The sequence below is a fragment of the Gordonia sp. CPCC 205333 genome (genome assembly GCF_048537885.1).
Taxonomy (GTDB): Bacteria; Actinomycetota; Actinomycetes; order Mycobacteriales; family Mycobacteriaceae; genus Gordonia.
Genome location: NZ_JBCLVI010000002.1, coordinates 36,747 through 57,378, shown reverse-complemented (window position 1 = coordinate 57,378; position 20,632 = coordinate 36,747). Strand labels below are relative to the sequence as shown.

At 63.0% G+C, this 20,632-nt stretch carries 19 protein-coding genes; 5 read left to right on the top strand and 14 right to left on the bottom strand.

The annotated features are described in order from the left end of the window. Nucleotides 1–23: 23 nt before the first annotated feature. The 7 genes from AAFP29_RS05800 to AAFP29_RS05770 form a co-directional block, all read right to left on the bottom strand. Nucleotides 24–1,118, bottom strand: coding sequence for an acyl-CoA dehydrogenase family protein (locus tag AAFP29_RS05800; protein ID WP_419216399.1), 1,095 nt, complete (start codon nucleotides 1,116–1,118; stop codon nucleotides 24–26). Continuing rightward, a complete protein-coding gene (locus AAFP29_RS05795; RefSeq protein WP_419216398.1) occupies nucleotides 1,115–2,116 on the bottom strand; it encodes an acyl-CoA dehydrogenase family protein in 1,002 nt (333 codons plus the stop codon). Before AAFP29_RS05795 ends, AAFP29_RS05800 begins: the two co-directional genes overlap by 4 nt. Before the next feature lie 14 nt (nucleotides 2,117–2,130). Continuing rightward, nucleotides 2,131–3,315 (bottom strand): acyl-CoA dehydrogenase family protein, encoded by a 1,185-nt coding sequence (locus AAFP29_RS05790; protein WP_419216397.1) that lies wholly within the window; start codon nucleotides 3,313–3,315, stop codon nucleotides 2,131–2,133. 1 nt (nucleotide 3,316) lies between these two features. Next, nucleotides 3,317–4,252 (bottom strand): enoyl-CoA hydratase, encoded by a 936-nt coding sequence (locus AAFP29_RS05785; RefSeq protein ID WP_419216396.1) that lies wholly within the window; start codon nucleotides 4,250–4,252, stop codon nucleotides 3,317–3,319. 90 nt (nucleotides 4,253–4,342) lie between these two features. Then, nucleotides 4,343–4,942 carry an RBBP9/YdeN family alpha/beta hydrolase gene (locus AAFP29_RS05780; protein ID WP_419216395.1) on the bottom strand — a complete coding sequence of 200 codons (600 nt, stop codon included), beginning with the start codon at nucleotides 4,940–4,942 and terminating at the stop codon, nucleotides 4,343–4,345. A gap of 72 nt (nucleotides 4,943–5,014) precedes the next feature. Further along, nucleotides 5,015–5,413 (bottom strand): cupin domain-containing protein, encoded by a 399-nt coding sequence (locus AAFP29_RS05775; RefSeq protein ID WP_419216394.1) that lies wholly within the window; start codon nucleotides 5,411–5,413, stop codon nucleotides 5,015–5,017. Beyond that, entirely contained in the window at nucleotides 5,410–6,342 is a 933-nt protein-coding gene (locus AAFP29_RS05770; protein ID WP_419216393.1) for an IclR family transcriptional regulator, read from the bottom strand. The genes AAFP29_RS05775 and AAFP29_RS05770 overlap by 4 nt, the downstream gene beginning before the upstream one ends. 65 nt (nucleotides 6,343–6,407) lie before the next feature. On the opposite strand from AAFP29_RS05770, the gene cysD reads away from it, so the two are divergent. From cysD to AAFP29_RS05750, 4 genes are all read left to right on the top strand, one after another. Continuing rightward, the gene (gene cysD, locus AAFP29_RS05765) at nucleotides 6,408–7,340 is read left to right on the top strand and encodes a sulfate adenylyltransferase subunit CysD (protein WP_419216392.1); all 933 of its coding nucleotides are present in this window, start codon (nucleotides 6,408–6,410) and stop codon (nucleotides 7,338–7,340) included. A gap of 70 nt (nucleotides 7,341–7,410) precedes the next feature. Further along, nucleotides 7,411–9,249, top strand: a complete 1,839-nt coding sequence (gene cysC / locus AAFP29_RS05760) for an adenylyl-sulfate kinase (RefSeq protein WP_419216391.1) — start codon at nucleotides 7,411–7,413, stop codon at nucleotides 9,247–9,249. A gap of 14 nt (nucleotides 9,250–9,263) precedes the next feature. Next, nucleotides 9,264–10,061 (top strand): 3'(2'),5'-bisphosphate nucleotidase CysQ, encoded by a 798-nt coding sequence (locus AAFP29_RS05755; protein ID WP_419216390.1) that lies wholly within the window; start codon nucleotides 9,264–9,266, stop codon nucleotides 10,059–10,061. Nucleotides 10,062–10,309: 248 nt separating this feature from the next. Next, nucleotides 10,310–10,780 (top strand): hypothetical protein, encoded by a 471-nt coding sequence (locus AAFP29_RS05750; RefSeq protein ID WP_419216389.1) that lies wholly within the window; start codon nucleotides 10,310–10,312, stop codon nucleotides 10,778–10,780. 22 nt (nucleotides 10,781–10,802) lie between these two features. Here AAFP29_RS05750 and AAFP29_RS05745 read toward each other — a convergent pair whose 3' ends face one another. The 6 genes from AAFP29_RS05745 to AAFP29_RS05720 all read right to left on the bottom strand — a co-directional run bounded on the left by AAFP29_RS05745 (nucleotide 10,803) and on the right by AAFP29_RS05720 (nucleotide 17,679). Next, nucleotides 10,803–13,541, bottom strand: coding sequence for a fumarate reductase/succinate dehydrogenase flavoprotein subunit (locus AAFP29_RS05745; RefSeq protein WP_419216388.1), 2,739 nt, complete (start codon nucleotides 13,539–13,541; stop codon nucleotides 10,803–10,805). Further along, on the bottom strand, nucleotides 13,538–14,296 hold the full coding sequence (locus AAFP29_RS05740; RefSeq protein WP_419216386.1) for an ABC transporter ATP-binding protein: 759 nt from the start codon (nucleotides 14,294–14,296) through the stop codon (nucleotides 13,538–13,540). The genes AAFP29_RS05745 and AAFP29_RS05740 overlap by 4 nt, the downstream gene beginning before the upstream one ends. Nucleotides 14,297–14,313: 17 nt before the next feature. Further along, entirely contained in the window at nucleotides 14,314–15,216 is a 903-nt protein-coding gene (locus AAFP29_RS05735; protein ID WP_419216385.1) for an ABC transporter permease, read from the bottom strand. Then, on the bottom strand, nucleotides 15,213–16,610 hold the full coding sequence (locus AAFP29_RS05730; RefSeq protein WP_419216384.1) for an ABC transporter substrate-binding protein: 1,398 nt from the start codon (nucleotides 16,608–16,610) through the stop codon (nucleotides 15,213–15,215). Before AAFP29_RS05730 ends, AAFP29_RS05735 begins: the two co-directional genes overlap by 4 nt. Nucleotides 16,611–16,696: 86 nt before the next feature. Next, nucleotides 16,697–16,924 (bottom strand): 4Fe-4S dicluster domain-containing protein, encoded by a 228-nt coding sequence (locus AAFP29_RS05725; protein WP_419216382.1) that lies wholly within the window; start codon nucleotides 16,922–16,924, stop codon nucleotides 16,697–16,699. Then, entirely contained in the window at nucleotides 16,921–17,679 is a 759-nt protein-coding gene (locus AAFP29_RS05720; RefSeq protein ID WP_419216380.1) for a GntR family transcriptional regulator, read from the bottom strand. Before AAFP29_RS05720 ends, AAFP29_RS05725 begins: the two co-directional genes overlap by 4 nt. A gap of 265 nt (nucleotides 17,680–17,944) precedes the next feature. Between AAFP29_RS05720 and purL the strand changes: the two genes are divergently transcribed. After that, nucleotides 17,945–20,230 (top strand): phosphoribosylformylglycinamidine synthase subunit PurL, encoded by a 2,286-nt coding sequence (purL, locus tag AAFP29_RS05715; protein ID WP_419216379.1) that lies wholly within the window; start codon nucleotides 17,945–17,947, stop codon nucleotides 20,228–20,230. Nucleotides 20,231–20,333: 103 nt separating this feature from the next. Here purL and AAFP29_RS05710 read toward each other — a convergent pair whose 3' ends face one another. Further along, nucleotides 20,334–20,630, bottom strand: coding sequence for an antibiotic biosynthesis monooxygenase family protein (locus AAFP29_RS05710; RefSeq protein ID WP_419216378.1), 297 nt, complete (start codon nucleotides 20,628–20,630; stop codon nucleotides 20,334–20,336). Nucleotides 20,631–20,632 lie beyond the last annotated feature (2 nt).

The window sequence follows — 20,632 nt, the reverse complement described above, 5'->3', positions numbered from 1 at the left end:
GAGCCTGCTGCGTGGCGAAGTGCTCAGAGGGCTGCGGCACGCTCGGCAACCACTTCGTGTGGCTGTCCGAGCAATTGTGAACTGCCTTGTGCGCGTTTGAAATACAGCTGGATGTCGTGCTCCCAGGTGATGCCGATGCCGCCATGCAGTTGGATCGCCTCGCCTGTCACGTTGCGGAACTTCTCGGAGCAATACACATGTGCCGCCGCTGCTAGTTCCCCGGCGTCGGCCACATCTGACACTATTGCCGCCACGGCCGCGTAGGCGATCGACCGCGATGTTTCGACGTCGGTATACATGTCGGCCATTCGGTGTTTGAGTGCTTGAAATGAGCCGATTGCCCGCCCGAACTGCTTGCGGGACTTGGTGTAGTCGACAGTGAGGTCGAGGGCCGCAGCCGCGCCGCCAACTTGCTCGACGGCTAACAGTGCCCAAGTGAGATCGCGAAACCGGCCGAACACCCCGGGGCCCGACGACACCGCCGTCGCTGGTACTTCGGTGAAGGTAATGCGCGCCATCGGTCTCGTCGGATCGAGCACTGGGAGCGGGGTGACTGCCACGCCTGCGGTCGATGCGTCCACATAGTGCAGCGTGGCCGGGCGGGTATCGATGGCCGACCCGGCGAACACCATCAGAAGATCGGCGGATTCACCGTTGATCACGTAGTCGGCTGTGCCGGTGAGTAACCCGGCGTCGGCGACGACTCCGGAGTGGTGCCAGTCATGCGCGGAGGCCCAGCACACCGCCGCAGTGCGAGAGCCCTCGGCCAGGTCGGGTAACAACTCTGCGCAGGCGGTGTCGTCACCGCTGAACAGCAGGGCGCCGGACGCCATCACCGCGGAGGTCAACATCGGTACCGAGGTCAGTGATGCACCCAGTTCTTCTACGACGGCCGCGGTTTCCAGCCACGACGCGCCCGCGCCACCGAAGGTCTCGGGGATGGCCAGTGCCGCGACTCCGACCTGCTCGCACAGGGTGGACCACAGTTCAGTGTCGGATCGAGTCGCACTGCCGATTGCGTCCCGAAGTGCGGTGTCCCCGCGTCGTCGTAGCACCTCGCGTATCGAGTCACGCAGTGCGGCAACTTCTTCGGGGGATGCGGTGGCGGCGCTCGTCATCGCGACACCTCGATGGTTGCCGTGGTGCCACGCAACGTCTCCAGAATCCGGTCCCGATGTAGTGCGCCGGTACCCCATGCGCTCACCAACGCGCGTGTCTTAGTGATGAACAGGGAAATGTCATGTTCGGCGGTGTATCCGATCGCGCCCATCACCTGTAGGGATTTTCGTGCGGCCAGATATGCCGCGTCACCGGCGGCGACTTTCGCGGCAGCGACCTCGCGGGTCACCAGAACGGTGTCAGGCACCTGCCCCTCGAGCGCCAGTGCTGCGCCGTGTAGGAGCGGGCGCGCCATCTCCAGGGCGACGGCGACATCAGCGAGGTGATGTTTCACTGCCTGGAATGAACCGATGGGTTTACCGAACTGGTTGCGCGACTTGGCGTAATCCGCAGCCATCGTCAGCATCGACTGGCCGAGACCGAGCAGTTGTGCTGCGGTGGCCAGCACCGCGTAATCGATTGCGACGGAGCCGTCTACGTCGGTATCGAGCAGTTCACCAGCGGTGAGAGCGGCAAGCCGTCGAGTGGGGTCGACTGACTGCTTTAGCTCGCCGGCGATACCCTCGGACAGGGTGGTGCCATCGAGTAGGTAGGTGGTGGACACCTCGGTATCCACGGCGCGGGGGGCGAATGGTGCCACCGCGAGGGTGGTGAGATCGCCACGCGCATGCGCTTCGAGTTGCTGCACAGAACCGGTGTCGCGCAACAGGATGGGGACCCCCGCCAGCGTCTCGGCCACTGGCCCGGGGACCGCGTGCCGGCCAAGTTGCTCGGCCGCCACGGCCACCTCGACGGCGCCTGCTCCGCTACCGCCGTATTCGTCGGGAACCAGCAGTCCGGTGACGCCGATGTCAGTCAGCGATCGCCAGATATCTAGTCCCGCTCCGTATTTCCCGTCAGCCCAGGCTCGCGCCGCCGTGGGGACGTCGGCTTTGGCCAGCATGCCGTCAATCGCGGCGGCCAGGTCGGCGTGCTCTTGTTCGAGGAGGAATTTCATCTCTTACTTCCTGGTCACCGAGGCAGACCGAGTAGCCGCTCGGCGATCACGTTGCGTTGAATCTCGTTGGTGCCGGCATAGATCGGCCCGGACAACGAAAATAGATAGCCGTCGGTCCAGTTGTCTTCCAATTCGGCGTCGGCACCTTGCAGATCCAATGCGGTCTCCTGCGCGGCAATATCCCACTGCGACCAGAAGACCTTGTTTATTGAGGATTCCATCCCGAGTTGACCGCCCGCTGCCAAGCGGCTAACGGTCGCGTAGGTGGACAATTCGTACGCGCGCGATCCGATCCATGCGTCGACAACGCCGAGATCTGTTGCGCCGGTGGCGGGTACCTCGGTGCCTCGGTTCCGCCACAGGTCGACCAATCTGTCGGTGGTCGCTAGGAAGCGTCCGGGTGAACGAAGCGAGAGGCCGCGTTCATTGGCTGCGGTACTCATCGCGACCTTCCAGCCGTTATTCACCTGACCGATTACGCCGGACTTGCCCGGATCAGCCGGATCGTCGGGCACAAAGACGTTCTCTAAGAACAGCTCAGCGAAGCCGGGTTCTCCGTCGAGTTGTGCGATCGGGCGGACGCTGACGCCGGGCGCGCGCAGGTCGAACATGAAATAGGTCAGGCCGCGATGGCGTTGTCTAACATTTCCCGTCGCTTCGCTCGCCCCGTCTTTGTCTGAGCGAAACAGCCCGAACGCGAGGTCGGCGAAACTCGACCGGGAACTCCAGGTCTTTTGGCCGTTGAGCAACCAGCCGCCGTCGGTACGAGTCGCCGTCGAGCGCAGCGATGCCAGGTCACTGCCGGCCTCGGGCTCGCTCCATGCCTGCCCCCAAATGTCATCGGCACGAGCCATCCGCGGCATGATCCTGGCCAATTGCTCGGGCGTTGCATGCTCGAAAAGGGTTGGTGCGAGTAGGAATATGCCATTCTGGCTGACTCGTCCGGGTGCGCCCGCGCGGTAGTATTCCTCCTCGAAGATCACCCAGTGCAGCAGTGGCTCGTCGCGACCGCCGTATTCGGTCGGCCAGCTGACCACGGACATTCGGTCGGCAGCCATCGTCGCCTCCCACTCGCGATGCGCCTCGAATCCTTCGGCGGTGTCCATCGATGGCAGCGGCGATCTGGGGATATGTGCGGCGAGCCAGTCGCGTACTTCGGCCCGGAAGGTCTGAGTGGCGTCGTCGAAGAGCAGATCCATGTCAGCGTTGTTCCTGGCTCGGTCGATCGGGCGTGGCGGCGGGCTTGGCCGAGGCCTTCATCGACTTAGCGTCCATGCCGCCGAGTGAATCCCCTTGTGCTGCTTCGGCGTTGGCGGAGTGGGCGAAGTGGTGCCAACCGAAGACCGAATCCATCGAATTGCGCAGCCCCATCTGGTCCTCGCAGATATTGACGGCCTTCTTGGTAAGAGCCAGACCCAATTGGGGCATCTCGGCGATCGACGTCGCGATTCCGTCGACCTTGGCCGCCAGTTCATCTCGCGGCACAACGTGATTGACCATGCCCCAGTCGGCAGCCTGTGTCGCGGTGAACCTCTCGGCGGTGAACAAGATCTCCTTGGCGCGGCGCGGCCCAAGAACAAAGGCGTGCGCGAAATATTCAACGCCCGGAATACCCATGCGCACAACGGGATCGGAAAAAAAGGCGTCATCGGCCGCGACGATGAAGTCGGCGATCCAGGCGAGCATCAGCCCGCCCGCGATACATGCCCCGTGGACCTGGGCGATCACCGGCTTGGGGATCTCCCGCCAGCGTCGGCACATTCCCAGGTACACCTCGGTCTCGCGGGCAAGGCGTTGATCGCCGCCGCCGCGGTTGGTGTGATCCCAGTACAGCGTCGCGCTGTTGTCGTAGAAGGTGTCGAAATCACGCTCGGGCGTACCGATGTCGTGGCCGGCAGAGAAGTGTTTGCCGTTGGCTCGCAGCACGATGACCTTTACCGAAGCATCGTCGACCGCGCGCCGGAACGCGGCATCGAGTGAGTAGGTCATCACCGAGTTTTGTGCGTTGCGGTAGTCGGGACGATTGAGGGTCACGTATGCGATCGATCCGGTCGAGTCGGCGTCGTAGGCCACCGGCGAGGTGTCCGGGCCGAGTTCGTCGGGTTTGAGCGCAGGTGGGATGACAGCATCACTCATGACTCAGAGAGTAACCTAGCAAGTGCTTGGTTGGTAGTGGGTGGGGGCGCAGCTCGAGAGAGACCCACGGTTGCTCGTGGAAAGTCGGACTTAGTCCGAGCGCGCGATCGGCGATGTTCGCAGCACGGTTCTCGTCGCGGTGGAGATACTCGGATACGCGGCCTCGAAGAAATGTTCCGCGTTAGGATCGACGATCACCGCTGCGTCGAGACATTGTGCATATCGATTAGAGTGCGCGACCGGGACATACGGGTCATCGTCCGATCGAATAACAATGCGTTGCAAGATTTTTGAGCTGATCTCGCGCAGTCCATCGGGCGGTTCGTCGATGGCGGAGATGAAACCATCCAGTTCGGGAAGTGTTGGCAACTTCTCGTAAAACGGTGCGACGGTGACGAGTCCGCCCAGCGCGAAGGGGGACGTGAGCTGCCGAAGGTATGCCGTGGTGGTCACACATCCCAGGCTGTGAGCGATAAGTAGCAATTCTGGGTCGGGCTGCCCGATCTGGCCATCGAGGTGTTCGATCCAGTCATCCAACCGGGGCTGCGTCGGGTCAGGTAGGTCGACGGCCCGAGCCGCGATCCCCGCTTGTGTTAGTTCCGAGGTCAGTGACCCGAACCAATGTTTGCCCGAGTTGCCCAGGTATCCGTGGACGATGATTGCCCGTCTGATTCGTCGCGCTCCGGTCATGATCCTCCTGCTTCGGCAGCGCGAGATGTCAGCCAACATCGCGACACTCGCTCGCAGCGAATTGTTACTCTTTCAAACTACTTGACCGTTCGTGTCCTGGTCTCCGCGGAACGGCTTGACGACAAGAGATTCACGGTGCTGATGGACGGTCAGGTAGATCAGTCCGGACTCTCCCGCCTCGAACGAGCGCTCGGAATACCGGGGCAGCCAGACGAGATCGCCGCTGGCAAGGGCGATCGTCTCGTCCGCGGTGTCCACCGAGCCGTTGCCGGAAAGTACTAGCAGCAGAACATCGACCTCGGCGCCGGCATGACGCTCGATGTGCTGACCGGGGCTTAGCGCTACGACATTCGAATCGAGTCCGCGGTCGGATCCGTCGAGTTTCCAAAGAACGCCAGCCGCCTCGGTATCGGTACTCAGTAACGCGCCGACGTTGGTGAGTCGCCGGGGGAGCGGCGTCGCGTTTGTCATGTCAGGTCCCGTCCGTTATTCGATGCCGCGCGATACGCGGCGGTCAGCTCGTCCGCCTCCCGGCGAACCCTACGGCCCACGTCGGTGGCGACGGAGGCGGTCATCGTCGCGTTGGGGCACGCGACCAGCGCGGCGACCACCGATCGGCCGTCGAAGATTGGTGCGCCGATGGTGATCACCGGGACCTCGCCCCGAAGCTCGTCGGGCAGGTAGTCGATGGTGGTCAGTTCAGTGAGTATGTCGCTCATTCGGGATCGCAGTGAATCAGACGCTGTGCCAAGGGAATTCAGCGCGTCCATCAGGGCGACGTAGTCATCGCTCATCCGCTCGATGGAATAGCCGCGCTCGGCGACCGCGGTCAGAGCCAAACGTAGGCGGGTGCGCAGCGCTGCCGGAGCCTGCGAAATCCACTCATCTTGCTCGGCCGGCGTCGACCAAGCGAAAAACTCGCGGGAAATGGGCGGTCGAAGGCGGATGGGTCGGTCGCCAGTCAGCCAGGGCAGCTCGGTCGCCGGTGAATCTGCCGGCGCGTGCTTGCTCCATGTTTGGACCACGACGGTGATCGTGTCGGGGCTGATACGCCGCGCGACGAAACATGGCATGTCGAGGAGATTGTGCAGAGCATTCAGCGCGGGGCGGGCAAGTTCGACCAGGTGGTCGGTAGGCCGTACGCCTGCGGCCAGGGTGGTGAATGCTGGCCCGATGCCGATCGCGCCGGTTGTGCGATCGCGCACAGCCCACCGCTGATCTACCAATTCGCTGACTATCGCGTGTGCCGTCGCGCGGGACTGCCCGGTGCGACGGACAATATCGGCAAGCGTCAGTGGACTCACGGTGTGGTCGGCGAGGAGTTCGACGACGCGGATCGCGCGTTCGGTAGGTGGTGACGGTTGACGAGGCTTGTCATCGTCGCTTACGGTCTGTGTCACATACTCAATATTGGGTGTCGAGTATTCGACATGTCAAGTGCTGTTCAATTGTTCGAGGAGTCGCGGTGGAAGTCGCCGAAACCGAAAGTTCGCAGGGATATGAGTTGTCGCATCTCGATGCGCTCGAAGCCGAGGCAATTCACATCTTCCGGGAAGTCGCCGCGACCTTCGAGCGACCCGGAATGTTGTTCTCCGGTGGCAAGGATTCGGTCGTTATGTTCCACGTCGCGCGCAAAGCCTTCTGGCCGGCGCCGGTTCCATTTCCGTTGATGCATGTCGACACGGGACATAACTTTGACGAGGTCATCGAATATCGCGACCGTGTCGTGGCCGAAACGGGTGTTCGCCTGGTGGTGAGTTCGGTGCAGGACGATATCGACGCGGGTCGGGTTGTCGAACAAACCGGCCCTGGTGCGAGCCGCAACCGGCTGCAGACTGCCGCTTTGCTGCGAGGCATCAGCGACATTGGGTTCGACGCCGTCTTCGGTGGTGCGCGGCGAGATGAAGAGAAGGCACGCGCAAAGGAACGCATATTCAGCTTTCGTGACGAGTTCGGTGCGTGGGACCCTCGGGCGCAGCGGCCGGAACTGTGGCATCTGTACAACGGGCGCCACCACAAGGGTGAGCACATCCGAGTGTTTCCGTTGTCGAACTGGACCGAGCTGGATATTTGGCAGTACATCGCGCGTGAAGCGATCTCGTTGCCGTCGATCTATTACGCACACGAGCGTGAGGTGGTGCCGCGAGACGGCATGCTGCTCGCGAAAACCCGTTTCCTGGAAATGATTCCGGGGGAGACGGTCCAGACGAGACAGGTGCGCTTTCGCACCGTCGGTGACGCGACATGTACGGGGTGCGTACTCAGCGCGGCCATCTCGGTGGAGAAGGTCATCGAAGAGATAGAGGTGACTCGACTGACTGAACGCGGCGCTACGCGTGCCGACGATCGGATCTCCGAGGCTGGGATGGAAGACCGTAAGAAAGAGGGGTATTTCTGATGGGTCGCCGAGTGAGAATCGACGGAGGAGGCTCGGAGCGAGAGCGGGCCCATCAGGTAGGACAACGCTGTTGAGTACCGAATTGCTCCGCTTGGCGACGGCGGGTTCTGTCGATGACGGCAAGTCGACGTTGATCGGTCGCCTGCTCTACGACTCCAAGGCGATCTTCACCGATCAACTCGAGTCCATCGAGAAGACCAGTGCCGAACGCGGTGACGAATATGCGAATCTGGCCCTGCTGACCGACGGCCTCCGCGCCGAACGTGAGCAGGGAATCACGATTGATGTTGCGTACCGGTACTTTTCGACGCCGAGCCGCAAATTCATCATCGCCGACACCCCCGGTCATGTGCAGTACACCCGCAACATGGTCACCGGAGCGTCGACCGCGGATCTCGCGATCATTCTGATCGATGCCCGCAAGGGAGTGCTGGAACAGACTCGGCGGCATGCGTTTCTGTCGTCTCTGCTGGGCATTCCGCATTTGTGTGTCTGTATCAACAAGATGGATTTGGTGGACTGGTCGCTAGATCGGTTCACCGAGATCCGCGATGAGTTCGTAGCATTCGCGGCGAAGCTCAACGTGACCGACCTGACTTTCATCCCGATCTCCGCGCTGGCGGGTGACAATGTTGTCGACTCGTCGTCGAATATGCCGTGGTACGAGGGCCGTCCGCTACTTAGTCACTTGGAGAATGTCTACATCGCGTCTGATCGCAACCTGATCGACGCCCGACTGCCGGTGCAATATGTGATCCGGCCGCAGCGTAGCGATGGCAATGACCATCGGTCCTACGCTGGCACTGTTGCCGGTGGTGTGTTCTCGGTCGGTGACGAAATCGTTGTACTGCCGAGCGGTTTCAGCACGAAAATCAGCGCGATCTGGGGTCCGGGCGGTGCCAAGGTCGATGAGGCGTTCGCGTCGATGGCTGTCGCGGTAGAACTCGATGATGAGATCGACATTGTGCGCGGCGATATGATCGCCCGCCCGCATAACCGGCCGCATGTCGGCCGAGACCTGGACGCGCTGGTGTGCTGGTTTTCCGAAGATACCCAACTGCGACCGGATGCGCGCTACGTCTTGGCCGCCGGGACGCGGACCACCCGGGCGACGGTAGCTGGCTTCAACTATCGGCTCGACGTCAACACCCTGCACCGTGATGAGCAGTCAGATGAATTGCAGCTCAACGAGATCGGCCGGGTCAGTCTGCACACGCAGCATCCGGTGATGTTCGATCCATATCGAACGAACCGCGAGACCGGCAGCTTTATCCTGATCGACGAATCGACCAATAAGACCGTTGGTGCGGGCATGATCAACGGGCCGGTTCAGGCGAGCTCCAATGTGGTGTGGCAGACCACCAAGGTCGGCCGTGAGCAACGCCCTCATCGCGGCGCGACATTGTGGCTTACCGGATTATCCGGTTCGGGTAAGTCCTCGCTGGCGATCGAACTGGAACGTCGCCTGGTTGCTGAAGGCCGACCGTCGTATCTGATGGATGGCGATAATCTGCGGCACGGGCTGAATTCCGATCTCGGCTTCGGTGATGATGATCGCCGTGAGAACATCAGGCGCACAAGCGAAGTAGCGTCACTGTTTGCCGATTCCGGCGCCGTTGCCATCGTCTCATTGATCAGCCCGTTCGCCGCTGAACGGCAACGTGCCAGGGAGATTCACGCGGAGCGGGGCCTGCCGTTCTTCGAGATCTTCGTCGACACACCACTCGCCGAATGCGAGCGGCGTGATCCAAAGGGTTTGTACGCCAAGGCTCGTCGGGGTGAAATAACTCAGTTCACCGGCATCGACTCACCGTATGAGCGGCCGTTGACACCCGAAGCGGTGGTGACACCGGCAGATGGTACTCCGGCCGAGGTGGCCGATGCTATGTTGCGAAACCTTGGACTTTAGAGAGGGCGAATCGAATGACTGACGATCCGAGGATCGCCGATCGGCTCCTTGCCGTCGATCTGGCTACCCGCGCAGGTGAATTGCTGGTTGAGGTGCGCGCGACGAGCGGCTTGAGCGGCCGCGAACTCGGCGACGTCGGGGATCGGCGTTCTGACGACTTCTTGCAGGCAGAACTGGCTGCTGCGCGCCCAGACGATTCCGTGCTGTCCGAGGAATCGGCCGATGATCGGACCCGGCTGGATGCGACGCGGGTGTGGATCGTCGACCCGGTGGACGGCACTCGCGAGTACGGGACTCTCGACGGGCCGCAGGGCGCGCGTACCGACTGGGCGGTGCATGTGGCGCTGTGGGGAACGAATGACGGGCTACTAGTTGGAGCGGTGGCGCTGCCCGCGCTGGGGGTGACCTATTCGGACGACGCCGAGGTCGTGGAGCCAGCGGTTGGGCTCGCGCCGCCGCGCACCGATGAGCGCCCGCGCGTCGTCGTCAGTGGTTCGCGCCCGCCGGAGTTCGCTCAGGCCGTTGCGGACGCGCTCGGCGGGGAGCTGCTGCCGATGGGATCGGCCGGTGCCAAGGCGATCGCGGTGGTCCGCGGTGAGGCCGATGCCTATGTGCACGCGGGCGGCCAATACGAGTGGGACTCGGCTGCGCCGGTCGCGGTCGCGCAGGCAAAAGGGCTGTGGTGCAGTCGAATTGACGGTTCGCCCCTGATCTACAACCAGTCTGACACCTACTTGCCGGATCTGATCGTCTGTAGGCCCGAACTCGCGGAGAAGATCATCGCGACGATCGGGGCATCGTCGGGCGCGTGATTTCGCCCCGCTCCTGCCGCCCGTACGCCTCGTCCCGTGAAAATCGTCCGAATAAGCCCCCAGCGAGGGCATATTGCCCTTGCTGGGGGCCTATTCGGACGATTTTCCCAGGGAGGGGGGAGGGGAAGGGAGGGGAACGGAGGGGGAGGCAGGGAAGGGGAGGTAGGCCGGCTACTTCGCTAACGTTGCGACTCGCTTTACCGACATCCCAGATGGGAAGTTTCCGACGAATCACTGGAGTCACACGAATGAGCCACTCACGTTTGCGAATCAAGACCGGTGCGGCTGCGCTAGCTGCCGCTGCCCTCGGGGCAACGCTGATCGGCGGGACCGGCCAGGCCACTGCCGCCCCGAGCGCGGCCTACCCGCTGTCGAGTTGTATCGGCCTGAGCCCCAACGTCGTCGACCTTCCATACAACCCGACCCGCATTATCGTCGCCGACTATGCCGGAAAGACCTACCTGACCACCGAGTTCAGCAGCCTGTGGGGTTACCAGTCGGCCGTCCGACTCGATCTGCGGAATCTGCAGACCGGAAAGCGACTCAACTTACGGTCGGACCGCCGGGTGTCGCCGCCGTATGTCGGCACCCATCAGCTCTCGTTCCCGACGTCGCGGATCGGCAAAGGTCGGGTCAAGGCGACGCTGAGTTCGGTCAACCGCAACGCATTGTGGTCGGTGCCTGCGACGACGTGCAGCGGCGTGATCGTCATTCGGTAGCGCCGCTTCGCTACCATCGGAACTACCGTGCCACCGCCCGGACGTCGGCGTCTTCGTCGGCCCGGGCCAGCTCAAGCAATTCGGTGACACCGGGCTCAGCGGCCCATGGCCGCAGGGTAATCACCGCAGCTTTTCGGACGTCGCCGTGCGGGTCGCTCACTAGCGGCGCCAGGGCCTTCACGGTGTCGTTGCCCGGCACCACCGCCAGCCCCGCCGCTGCTCCCTTTCGGACCTGCCAGGCGTTGTCACGCAAAGCTTTTCGAAGGAGTTTTGCGTCGACATCGGGTTCGCCGAGGGACGCGAGAGCCGCCAGGCCGGCAGCGCGGACCAGCGGGTCGGCGTCGATGGCAAGTCGTCGAATAGCTTCGACACCCGAACCGACCGTCGCCAAGCCCTGCGCCGCAATCACTCTCACCTCCCGATTCGGATCGTCGGCGGCCACCGCGATTAGTGCGGCGGCGTCGAGTGATACCAGTCCCCGGATGGCTTCGATGCGCACGCGGTGATGCGCGTCGGTGAGAAACCCCGCGAAGAATAGGGGGTCGGCCTCGCGCAACGCTCGAAGGAGGTCGAGGACGCCCGCGCGAACCAGATGGTCGTCCGATGCCGACGCATCGCGCAGTGTTTCCACGAATGTCGGTTTCCCCGCGACGACCTCGATCAGCTCACGCAGGGACTCGACGGCCACCTGCCGTACGCCAGAGTCCTTGTCGCTCAATGCTACTCCCAGAGCTTCTTCGAAACCGTCCGGGGTGTGCTCGGTCAGCGTGGCGATGGCAGTTCGGCGCACCGTGGTGTCGTTGTCGCGAAGATAGTCGAGCAACTCGTCGAGGGTCGGTGACTCCAACGCGACGAGTTCGACGATGCGTGGTGAAAGCGGTTCGCGTGTGGCGGGTGTGGCGTCGAGGAGTGACGGCGACAGGTCCCTGACATCCGCCGCGCCGCTACCTGGACCGATACGAACCTCCGGCTGTTCGATGTCAATCACCGAACGATCATGCGGTGGAAGATGATTCAGACCCTCGACAGGTACCAGGTACGGGGCGACCGGCCGCCCCAGAAACTCCATTTCGCCGGCAGTGTTCTTACGAACGTTGAGGTGATAGCCCCAGTTCGCGTCGTCGCGCTCGGTGATGTCGGCGCGTTGATGGTAAAGGCCCCAACGACTTTCGGTTCGAGTCAGGGAACTCCGGGCGGCGAGCTCCGCGCAATCGCGGATGAATGTCACTTCGGCGCAACGCATCAACTCGTGCGGTGTGCGTCCGCCCATCGCCGCGATCTCGCCGCGCATCCGTTCGAAGGCTTCGATGGCGATGCCGAGTTTGGTCGACGCCTTCGGCGGTGCGACGTAATCGTTGACGAATCGGCGCAACTTATACTCGACTTGCGGCTGCGGTGGTCCATCCGGATTGCGCAGCGGCCGGTAGATGAGTTCGTGCGCGTCGGCGATCTGATCGGCGGGCAGGTCACCCGGGGCAGCGACGTATTTGGCACGATCACTGGCGTGCTGGCCGGTGAGTTCGCCGTAGACGAAGGCGCCGATCATGTAGTTATGGGGCACGCAGGCCAGGTCGCCTGCCGCGTATAGGCCCTCGACACTGGTCGCGCCATTCTCGTCCACCCACACTCCAGATGCGGAATGTCCACTGCACAAACCGATCTCGGAGATATGCATCTCGATGTCGTGGGTGCGATAATCGTGGCCGCGATTTGAGTGGAATGTTCCTCGGGTTGGTCGTTCGGTGGTGTGCAAGATGGATTCCAGAGTGTCCAGAGTCTCCTCGGGCAGATGGGACACCTTCAGGTAGATCGGCCCGCGGGCCGAGTCGATTTCTCGCGATACCTCGGTCATCATATCGCCGGACCAATAGTCGGAGTCGACGAAACGATCGCCGTCGGCGTTGACCTGATACCCACCGAATGGGTTGGCGACATACGCGCACGCTGGCCCGTTGTAGTCCTTGATCAGTGGGTTGATTTGGAAGCATTCGATACCTGACAGCTCAGCACCGGCGTGATAAGCCATCGAGTATCCGTCACCCGCGTTGGTCGGATTCTCGTATGTGCCATAGAGATATCCCGATGCGGGCAGGCCGAGTCGGCCGCACGGGCCGGTTGCGAGAATCACCGACTTTGCGCCGATTACGTAAAAGTCGCCAGTCCGGGTGTGCAGCGCGACGGCACCGACGGCGCGGCCGCCGTCATTCGGATCGGTCAGCACGCGCACGGGCATCAATCGGTTCTCGATGGTGATACGCTCGCGCATCTCCTTGCGGCGCAACACCCGGTAGAGGACCTTCTTCACGTCCTTCCCCTCCGGCATCGGCAGTACATATGAGCCCGAACGGTGCACGCGGCGTACCGCATACTCGCCGTACTCGTCCTTCTCGAACTTCACCCCGTAGCGCTCGAGTCGGGATATCATCGCGAATCCTCTTGTCGCCGTTTGATACACCGTCTTCTGGTCGACTATTCCGTCGTTGGCCCGGGTGATCTCGGCAACATAGTCCTCGGGGGTGGCTTTGCCGGGGATCACCGCGTTGTTGACGCCGTCCATCCCCATCGCCAGCGCGCCAGAGTGGCGGACGTGTGCCTTGTCGAGCAGCAGCACATCGGCGCCGTTCTCGGCCGCGGTGAGTGCCGCCATCGAACCGGCCGTGCCGCCGCCGATAACGAGCACATCGCAGTTGAGACGAAGGGCATCGTCGATCAGGGGAGCGCTGAACGGTTGTGACGCAGTGTGTTCGGTTGAGCCGGTCATGCGATGGCCTTGCTGTGCGAGGTGAGGGGAGCGGGTTGCAATGCGGCGGCCACCGCGGCGTGCGCGGCGGAGTTGTCCGCGCCGGGCGATCGTGGCCGCTCGACGTTGACGACGGCCCGGGCCGGCTCTCCGGCCCGCCCGAGAACGGCGACTCGGTCGCCGAGCAGAACAGCCTCATCGATGTCGTGGGTAATGAAGACGACGGTTGCTGGATGGGCATCGAGGGTGCGAATTAGCAACTGCTGCATTGATGCTCGCGTCTGGGCGTCGAGCGCGCCGAATGGTTCGTCCATCAGTACCGCACGAGGTGCGCCGGCGAGGCCGCGAGCGAGCTGGACGCGCTGTCGCATGCCGCCGGACAGTTCTCGGGGCAGATGGTCGGCGAACTCGCTGAGGCCGATTTCAGTCATCCACCTGGCCGCCTGCGCTTTGCGTTCGGAGCGGGGTACGCCGCGCAATTGCAGTGCAAGGAGGATGTTGCGTCGCACGGTCCGCCACGGATGCAGTGCATCATCTTGGAAGACCATGGCACGGTCGCGCGAGGTTCCGCTGATCGGTTCACCTTGTGCTGCAATGGTTCCCGCGTCGATGGGGTGCAGTCCCGCCAGAGCGCGCAGTAGCGTGGACTTGCCGCAGCCCGATGGTCCGGTAACGACGAGGATTTCGCCCGCCGGGATCGTCAAGGTGAGGCTGTCGATGATCGTGCGAGTACCATGCGTCAGGGTGAGGTCGGTCAGGTCGATGTCGGTGCTCATGAGTGATCCTTTCCGAGTTATCGTGACTCGGCGCGGGGGAGCCAGCGGGTGACGCGGCGACCGATGAGTTCGATTGCGCCGGAGGTGATCACGCCGAGGATGGCAATGGTGAACATGCCGACGAATACACCGGGATAGTCGACGACGGTGTACGCCTGCCAGGTTCGATAGCCGACGCCGAGGCGACCGGAAATCATCTCGGCGGAGATCAGGCAGATCCAGGCGACGCCGACGCCGACCGACAGCCCACCGAAAACACCGGGCATGATCCCCGGCAGGATCACCCGCCAGACGACGTCGCGGCGGGTGCCGCCCATAGTGGCGACTGACTCTTCCCAAATGGTCGGCAATGCACGCACGGCGTGCCGGGTGGAGACTACGATCGGGAACAGGGCGGCGATAAAGGTGATGAAAACCATGCCGGCCTCGTCGGTGGGAAACACCAGAATCGCGATGGGTACCAACGCGATTGCCGGGATGGGTCGACCGAGTTCGGTGAGGGTGCCAAGAGTGTCACCGGCCACCGCCGAGCGTCCCAGCGCGATACCAAGCGGGATGCCGATTGCCGCTGCGAGCGCGAAGCCGACGCCGATCCGGATCAGGGATTGAGCCAGATCGAGGTAGTACTCGTCGGCATGCAACCGACTCCACCACGCCCCCGCAACCTCGGTCGGCGTCGGGACGGTGTCGAAATGCAGCCAGGCGACGATGTCGGTAGTCGCCAGCCATTGCCAAAGGCCCAGTACGACAATGAGGGTCGCGATGCGCAGCGGCCAGCGCAGGGCTGATCGTCTTCGGGTCGTGCGGGCAACGCTCAGTGATGACTCGCCGAGTGTTGCTGCGACGCTGACCGTTTCGCTCGGTGGGGCGACGGACGTCTCGGCGGTGGGCAGTGAACCGGAGTACGTCCCCGCGGTCATTGTTTTACCTCACTGAGCGCCGACCGGTAGCTCACCGTGACAGCGCCCGGATGCGTTCGCTGGTAGGTGTGTGCGCTGTCCTCGGTGGTGAAGGCGACATAACTCGCGCCGTCGCGCAGCCACACCGCGTGGTCGGCAAACCAGCGCGTGCCCAGCACCGGATCGGTGATGTAGGCGGCAGTCACTTTCCGGCCAGTTGTCTTGGCCGCCTGCACGAGTCGCAGTACCGCGGTCGAGTCTGGTGCCCGGACGGCCTCGGTGCTCGCGTACCAGACTTCGCCGACGGCGACCGACTCATTGCCGACGCGGTTGAGTAGTGCGGTGTAGTCACCGCCAGTGCCCGCGACGGCCCTGCGGAGCGCGGAGTCGTCGACGAATGTAGTGAGATCAACGGGGTTGGGAAATGATCCGATTGACTTCAGGTAGGCCTTGTCACCGTCTAGCGCGGCAATCAAAGACGGCTTGAGGGCCGGGTTGAAGTCGGTGCCGCCGGGTCCGTTGTAGAGGTAGACGACCTCCGGTGGTAGCCCACTGTGCTCGGCAACCGTCTGTGCGGCGCCGAGTGGGTCGGCGGCCAACGCCCTGGTTGAATCGAGCTGCGCCTTGAGAAATGCGTCGATGACTTCGGGGTGCTCTTTCGCGAAGGCGTTTCGCGCGACGGTGCCGTGCAGGGTCGGAATACCCAGTTGCGCACCGTCGTAGACGAGACGCGCCTTGTTCTGAAAGACGAGCAAACCGGGCCAGGCGACGAATTGGGCAAGGGCGTCGACCTTGCCCGCGTCAAGGGCTGACGATCCGACCTGGGGCTGTTGGTTGCTGATGTCGACGTCGGTGTCAGGGATGCCCGCTCGTGTCAATGCGGCGAGCAGGGTGCCGTGACCGGCCGATCCGACGCTGGCCGAAACGCGTTTCCCGCGTAGGTCGTTGACCGAGTTGATCGGGGAATCAGGTTTGGTGACAACCATATTGAGTGACCCCTTGGGCGACGAGCCGGTAATCGCCAGGATGGACGTCGCGGTGGCAGGGTTGGTGTTGGCGCGTGATCCGTTGATAAGCAACGGGTAGTCGCCCATCGACCCGATGTCGACTTTGCCAGCGATCATGCCGGTGGTGATCGGGGCACCGGTGTCGTAATCCTCCCAGCGGACCGAGTAGCGCTCCCCGGTCTTTTTAGTCACCTCGTCGAGTCGCTTCTCCAGATCGCCACGCGCGCGCAGAAGGGTTCCCGCGGTGACCGTGTTGATGGTCTTGGACTGGTAGCCGACGACGACCTGTGTTGTGTCGGAAGACTCGTCGGATGACAGGGAACAACCGGTGGCGATGATCGCGATCGTCACGGTGATAGCGGGTATCACGAGACGCCGGAGTCGGGGCGTTCGGAGTGATTTGGGCATGGGGGAACCTCACAGGGCTGTGGTGGGCTGGTGCTTGGGGTTTGGGGCTGGGTGGTCGGTTCGGTGGTGTTCGACGAGGCGTCGGCTCAGCGCAGTAGGTAGGGCATGTTGACCGTGACCGCGCCAGTGGGACAACGGATTGCGCACGGCCCGCAGTACCAGCACTCGTCAACGTGCATGAAGGCCTTGCCGGATTCCGGATTGATGGCGAGCGAATCGAGCGGACAGACCTCGACGCAGAGCGTGCATCCTTCGATGCACAGCGACTCGTCGATGGTCACCGGGACGTCGACGCGATTGTTGACTAGGCTCATAGTGTTTCCCTCGGGGCAGTTGTGTCGCGTAATGCGGTGGCGTGCAGTGAGATTCGGTCGCTGCGCAACCGGATGTATTCGAGGTCGACGGGACGGGCCTCGGGTCCGAGGGAGGTGAGACGCTCGAGGAGAAGTAGGGCCGAGCCGGGCGGGACGTCGAGGTTCGCTGCCGAATGCGGATCCGCGTTGGCCGCTTCGACGCTTTGCCGCGCGGAGTGCAGGCGCTGACCGGAGATCTCTTCGAGGAGGGTGAAGACGTCGGTGTTCTCGATGTCGTGGGTGAGCAGCGGGATGCCAAGGTCGGGGACGAGGTAGGTGAGGTCGAGGCTGACCGGCTCGTCGTCGAGTAGCCGGATTCGCTCGATGTACACGGCATCGGCACCGGCATCGAGCCGCAACCGCCGCGCGACGGCGGCCGGCGGTCGCAACAGCGTGGCGACACGAACTTCATTCCGTACCTCGCCGTGATCGCGCAGGGTTTCCTTCAGACCGCGCAGAGCATCGAGTCCGTGTTCGGCCTTCCGGCGCACCACGTGGGTGCCGACACGAGGAGCGCGATCGATAAGCCCTTCGGCGGCGAGAATCGCGAGGGCATCGCGGATGGTGTTGCGGGAGGCGCCAAACTCGGCGCAGAGATTGCGTTCGTGAAGCGAACCGGTATGTTCACCGCGATCGATGCCCCGACGCAGCACGTCGCTGACGACGCGGGCATCGTCGGCCCGCAGACGTCGTCCGATATCGCTCCTGATCTGCATGGATTCAGAGCCTAAACCGCAGGTGGTGTGCGTGGAACGGGGTCGAATAGTCCCCGCTGCGGGCCTTGACGGCCGGCAGTGGATTCCGCCACCGGGCCGGTGGCGGCGTGAGCGGTGACCTGCGTCGACCGAATATCGGCCGGCGAATGCGCCACCTTGCCCGACGGTGGTCGGAATTGAACCCAGCGCGCGCAAAAGTGACGGCGACCGCAGTGCGCCGACGCGAACTGCCGATGGTGGCACGTCGTCGCCTAAACTTGGCCGGGTGAGCGCACACCCCGATACCGTGTCCGACGCTGCGGCCTCCGCAGATCAGCCCCAGCCATTCCGCGAACTCGGTCTCAAGGATGACGAGTACGCCCGCATCCGCGAGATCCTCGGTCGCCGGCCAACCGATGCCGAATTGGCGATGTACTCGATCATGTGGTCCGAGCACTGCAGTTATAAGTCGTCGAAGGTACATCTGAAGTACTTCGGGGAGACCACAACCGACGAGATGCGCGCTGGCATGCTCGCGGGTATCGGCGAAAACGCCGGCGTCGTCGACATCGGCGACGGCTGGGCGGTCACCTTCAAGGTCGAGTCGCATAACCATCCGTCGTATGTGGAGCCGTATCAGGGTGCGGCGACCGGAGTTGGCGGCATCGTCCGCGACATTATGGCGATGGGTGCTCGCCCGATCGCGGTTATGGACCAGTTGCGTTTCGGTGCGGCGGATCATCCAGATACGCGTCGCGTTGTTGACGGTGTGGTGCGTGGCGTTGGTGGCTACGGCAACTCACTCGGCCTGCCGAATGTCGGCGGTGAGACGGTTTTCGATGCCAGTTATCAGGGCAATCCACTTGTCAACGCGCTGTGTGCCGGCGTGCTTCGTACCGAAGATCTCAAGTTGGCGTTCGCGTCGGGATCGGGTAACAAGATCATCCTGTTCGGTGCGCGTACCGGACTTGACGGCATCGGTGGCGTATCGGTGTTGGCGTCGGAGACCTTCGACGATGCGGATGCCGGGAGCCCCAACCGTAAGAAGCTGCCAAGCGTTCAGGTCGGCGACCCGTTTACCGAGAAGGTGCTCATCGAGTGCTGTCTCGACCTGTACCGGGCGGGTATCGTCGTCGGCATTCAAGATCTCGGTGGTGCCGGATTATCTTGCGCCACTTCGGAATTGGCTGCTGCTGGGGACGGTGGAATGCATATCGACCTCGAGCAAGTGCCGATGCGCGCCGAAGGTATGACGCCGGCCGAGGTGCTGTCGAGTGAGTCGCAGGAACGTATGTGCGCAGTCGTCGCACCGGAGAACGTCGACCGTTTCATGGAGGTCTGCCGCAAGTGGGATGTGCTGGCCACCGTGATCGGCGAGGTGACCGACGGCGAGCGTCTTGTCATCGACTGGCATGGACAGACCGTCGTCGACGTGCCGCCGCGTACGGTCGCGCACCAGGGACCCGTCTACGAGCGCCCAGTCGAGCGTCCGGCTTCGCAGGACGATGTCATCGCGTCGACAACTGCAGGGCTGGCCCGACCGTCATCGCCGGAGGACCTGCGTGCGACGACGCTGAAACTGCTCGCTTCGCCCGCGCTATGCAGTCGCAAATTCATCACCGAGCAGTACGACCGCTATGTTCGCGGAAATACCGTGCTCGCCGAGAATGCCGATTCGGGCATGATCCGCATCGACGAGGAGACCGGTCGCGGCATTTCGCTGGCGACCGACGCGTCGGGTCGGTATACCTTCCTTGATCCGTACCGCGGAGCGCAGCTGGCATTGGCCGAGGCGTATCGCAACGTCGTGGTGTCCGGCGCGACGCCTGCCGCCGTGACTAACTGCCTGAACTTCGGCTCGCCGGAGGATCCCGCGGTGATGTGGCAGTTCCAGCAGGCCGTGCGTGGACTCGCCGATGGCTGTGTACAACTTGGTATCCCGGTCACGGGCGGCAACGTCAGCTTCTATAACCAGACCGGCTCGACACCGATCCTGCCCACGCCCGTTGTCGGCGTGCTGGGTGTCATCGACGACGTGCGCCGCAGAATCCCGACCGGTATCGGCACCGAACCCGGCGAGACGCTGATTCTGCTCGGTGCGACCCGGGATGAGTTCGACGGGTCGATCTGGTCGCAGGTCGTTCACGATCATCTCGGTGGCGTGCCGCCGGTCGTCGATCTGGCTCATGAGCAGTTGCTCGGTGAGATCCTCGTTGCGTCCTCGCGCGACGGCCTGATCTCGGCGGCGCACGACCTGTCCGAGGGTGGTTTGATCCAAACTGTCATCGAGGCGGCGCTTGCCGGCGAGACCGGCTGTCGGATCATCCTTCCCGAGGGTGCCGATCCATTTGTCACGCTGTTCTCCGAGTCGGCCGGCCGAGTTCTCGTCGCGGTGCCGCGAACCGAGGAGTCACGCTTTTCGGCGATGCTCGACGCCCGCGGAATGCCGTGGACGCGTATCGGTGTCGTCGATCAGGGTAGCGATTCGGTCAGCGTGCAGGACCACTTCGAGATTGCACTGCAGGAGTTGCGCGACACCTTCGAATCGACGCTGCCGAAGCTGTTCGGCTAGGACAAGCCTTGGCGATCAAAACCATTGTGCGATAGTCGCCTTCCCGAAGCGCCGGTCATTCGAAGAATGGACGGCGCCTCGGTGACGTCTGTGGTCGCCGGAACTAGGTGGACCGCACGACGGCGAAATGGTCGACGTCGGGGAACGGATCGTAGAAATGGTGCAGGAGTTCGCTCCAGCGTCGGTATTGCGTCGACTGCCGAAAGCCAATTGTGTGATCTTCCAACGATTCCCATTCGACCAGCAGCAGGTAGTGCGAGGTTTTCTCAATACCCCGGGACAGACGTAACGATACGAAACCGGGCATATTCGAGATAATCGATTTCGCTTGTCCGAAAGCGTTCTCGAATTCAGTTTCCATTCCGGATCGGACCGGTAACACAACGTGTTCGATGATCACCC